General features: G+C 70.1%; 3 protein-coding genes. 1 reads left to right on the top strand and 2 read right to left on the bottom strand.

From position 1 onward, the window contains the following. Window positions 1-233: 233 nt before the first annotated feature. The gene (locus ACFXN1_RS10095) at window positions 234-1103 is read right to left on the bottom strand and encodes a DoxX family protein (RefSeq protein WP_379442152.1); all 870 of its coding nucleotides are present in this window, start codon (window positions 1101-1103) and stop codon (window positions 234-236) included. A gap of 135 nt (window positions 1104-1238) precedes the next feature. Here ACFXN1_RS10095 and ACFXN1_RS10090 point away from each other — a divergent pair, with 135 nt between their 5' ends. Beyond that, window positions 1239-2387 (top strand): PQQ-dependent sugar dehydrogenase, encoded by a 1149-nt coding sequence (locus tag ACFXN1_RS10090; RefSeq protein ID WP_379402433.1) that lies wholly within the window; start codon window positions 1239-1241, stop codon window positions 2385-2387. 99 nt (window positions 2388-2486) lie between these two features. Here the strand turns inward: ACFXN1_RS10090 and ACFXN1_RS10085 are convergent, their stop codons facing one another. Next, on the bottom strand, window positions 2487-3311 hold the full coding sequence (locus ACFXN1_RS10085; RefSeq protein WP_379402432.1) for a MerR family transcriptional regulator: 825 nt from the start codon (window positions 3309-3311) through the stop codon (window positions 2487-2489). Window positions 3312-3502 lie beyond the last annotated feature (191 nt).

Raw genomic sequence — 3502 nt, 5'->3', positions numbered from 1 at the left:
GGTTTCCCCCGGCCCCAGAGGGACCCTTCAAGGGAGGGGAACTCTTGACCCATGTGGGGGGGGGGAGGGGGGGGGGGGGACACCCCCCCCCCCACCCCCGGGGAGAGGATTGCGGGCGCTAGTCCTACACCCCGTGGGAAGACTTGCGGGTGTCAGCCCGCACGTACGAAGAAGCGGCCGTATCGATCTGTTGGGATCGGTACGGCCGCTTGGTAGTTCGGGGGGTGTCGGGGTCAGCTGAAGGTGATGCCGGCCAGGGGGTTGCCGCCGTGGAGGTAGGTGTAGGCGAGGATGGCGGCGGCTATGGCGGCGGCGATGGCGGCGAGGGAGCCCCAGAGGGGTCTGGCGGCCCAGCCTCGGTTGCGGTCGAAGGAGAGGCGGCCGGGGCCGGTGAGGATGAGGACGGTGGCCAGGGCTACCAGGACGGATTCGAGTTCTACCGAGTTGCCCTTGGCGGAGTATTGGAAGCCGGGGACCATGGACTGCTTCCACATCCAGGCGTCGAGGATGATGGCGAGCAGGGCGCCGGCGGCCAGGGGGGTCGCCACGCCGAGGGCGACCATGATGCCGCCGCCGAGTTCGCCGGCGATGAGGAGCGGGGCGGCGAGGTCCACGTGCTTCCAGCCGCCGTTCTCCATGGCGGTTCTGATGCCGTCGTAGCCGGGGCCGTGGAACCAGCCCGCGGCCTTCTGCAGGCCGTGGTAGACGAAGGTGCCGCCGATGACCAAGCGCAGCAACAGCAGCCCGAGGTCCAGCGTGCCGCGGCGGTCGTCGCGGCGGCGGACGCGGCCGTTGCTGTCGGCGGGGCTGGGCGGTGCCGGCGGGATGCTGGCGAAGGAGTAGGTCGGGGACGGCTCGGTGGTGGTGCCGTCGGCCGCACCGGGAATGGCGCTCTTGACCTGGTTGAAGAGCGGGACCTCGGGGTCGAGACCTAGTTCCTCGTCGGTGCGGGGCAGCTTCTCGGTGGTCTGGACGCCGGACGGGGTGGCGAACTGTTCGGTCGGCGAATCGAAGGGGCTCCGGACCGGTTCACCGGCCGGTCGCGGAGCAGCGGGCGGCAGGTCGCCCGCCACGGCGGACGGCTCGTTCGGCTTGTCTGTCACGCGGGCCACACTATTAGCCAGAACCGCTCGGCACACAGCAGAACACGGGCGTGTCCACCGTCCGATTCGCGCCACGGCGAAGGAAGGGACACCCCATCCGAGCGTGAACGGCAGGTTTTCCGTAACGTCTCAACCATGAGTTTGGTTGCCGCTGGCCGTGCCGGGGTGGGTGCGCGGAGAGTTGTGCTGGGCGTGACGCTCGGCGCCGTGCTGCTGTCCGGCTGCGCCCGCTTCGATGATCGTGCCTCGAGCCCGTTCACCACGGAGCCGACCTGGCAGGACGCCGAGCCCAGCACCACGACGCCGAAGGTGCCGCCGACCAATGCCAAGCGCCCCGATCTGCCGTGCGTGGATCCCGATCTGGCGGTGGTGGTCTCATGCCTGGACACCACCGCCGGCCTGGTCGCGCTGCCGGACGGCGGGAGCGCGCTGGTGGCCGAACGCACCACCGGGCGCATCCTGAAGGTGGTCGCCACCGACGAGGGTGAACCGCCCGCGCCCGTCGAGATCGCCCGGCTGGATGTGGATCCGGCCGGGGACGGCGGTCTCACCGGCCTGGCGCTGTCGCCCACCTTCACCGAGGACGGGCTGATCTACGCGTACGTGACCACCGGGGGCGACAACCGGGTGGTGCGCATCTCCACCGACGGCGGCGCGCCCAAGCCGATCCTGACCGGAATTCCGAAGGGGGTCAACGGCAATCGCGGGTCCATCGATTTCTCCTCGCAGAACCGCATGCTGGTGCTCACCGGTGACGCCGGCAACCCGTCGCTGGCGGCCGACACCAACTCGATGGCCGGCAAGCTGCTCAGCATCAACTCCCCCGCGCCCGGCGCCTCCGCCGATGTGGTGGTGACCGGTATCGGTGTGGCGGGCGGGGTGTGCTCGGACGGCAAGGATTCCATCTGGATCACCGACCGCACCGCCACCGAGGATCGGTTGCAGCGGGTCGGCCCCGACGGTGTCGCGGTGAAGGCCTGGACCTGGCCCGATCACCCGGGTGTGGCGGGCTGTGCCGCCGCCTCGGACGGTGTCGCGATCTCGCTGACCAACCAGCGGGCCCTGGCTCTCGCCACGGCCGACAAGAACACGCACGCCGTCACCGCGGCGCCTTCGCTGCTGGCCCAGGACAAGTACGGCCGCCTCGACGGCGCGACGCTGGGCGGCGACGGCAATATCTGGGTCGGCACGGTGAACAAGCCCGACGGCAATCCCAACCAGTACGACGACCGCGTGGTGCGGATCCCGCCGCCGTCCGCGGGCCAGGGCAACGGACCGGACTAGCCACCGGCTTTCCCTGCGGCGCACAGCAACAGCTGTGCGCCGCAGTGTTTTCGGGGAGTGCGAGTTCCTCCGGGTGGATGCCGGTCGGGCCCGAGCCGTTCACACGGCAGGGGCGACCGGCATTTGCAGTTCCACGACCCACCCGTCCGAGGTCGGGTCCTCGGGCGCGTTGAGGTAGACCTCGCGGATGGGAGCGTTGGGGGCGTAACGGTTCTCGTCGGCCCAGCGCCCCATGGCCTCGAAGGACACGCACAGTTCGGCCAGCTTCCCGCGATGCACCAGGGTCGCGGCCTGCGGAATCTCCGGCAGCAGGTGCAGGTCGAGGCTGCTGCCCGGCGCGGCGGTCCCCGAGACCTGGTGCGCGACGTGCACCCGCAGACCTTCTTCGAGCTCTTCGTAATACACGACGGGCGCGCCGGTGATGGTGAGCCCGGCCTCCGGGATCAGTTTCCCGAGCCGGGCGTAGATCCGCTCGATGATGGGCCCGACCGCGGCCTCCCCGGATTCGGCCGCGACCTCGCTCATTTCGGCGACGAGCGTGGCGGACAGCGGTTTCACGATGATTTCCTGCTCGGGCATGACGCCCTCCTTCTGGATGCGCAGGAGCCTCGCCTCGACGCTCGCGAGCCGTGCGGTGTCCGCGGCCACCTGATTGGCCAGCTGCGCGCGACGCAGTTGCAGCATGCCGTGCAACCGCTCCGCGGACAGCTGCCCGTCGAGGAGCTCGGCCACCTGGTTCAGGGTGAAGCCGAGTTCCTTCAACGCGACGATCCGGTTGAGCCGTGCGAGCTGTTCGGCCGAATAGAACCGATAGCCGCTGCACGGATCCACCTCGGACGGCGGCAGCAGTCCGATCTCGTCGTAGTGGCGCAGCATTCGCACCGACACCGATCCGAACCTGGCGAAGTCTCCGATACTGAACATGACCCCTCCAGGTTTAGGACCTCACACGGTGTGAGGGTCAAGCCCATGATCACTCGAGAGCTCGGGGAGGGGGGGGGGGGGGGCGGCCGCGCCGTCCAGTGCCCCGGTGAGGGGGGAGAGCAGGAGAGCGGCCCCCGCGCCCACCCCCGCCCCCGCGTCGCTTCGGAGTTTCCCCCCCCCCCCCCCCCCCC

The organism is Nocardia sp. NPDC059154 (genome assembly GCF_042755705.1).
GTDB lineage: Bacteria > Actinomycetota > Actinomycetes > Mycobacteriales > Mycobacteriaceae > Nocardia.
This window is presented reverse-complemented; position numbering and strand designations above follow the sequence as displayed.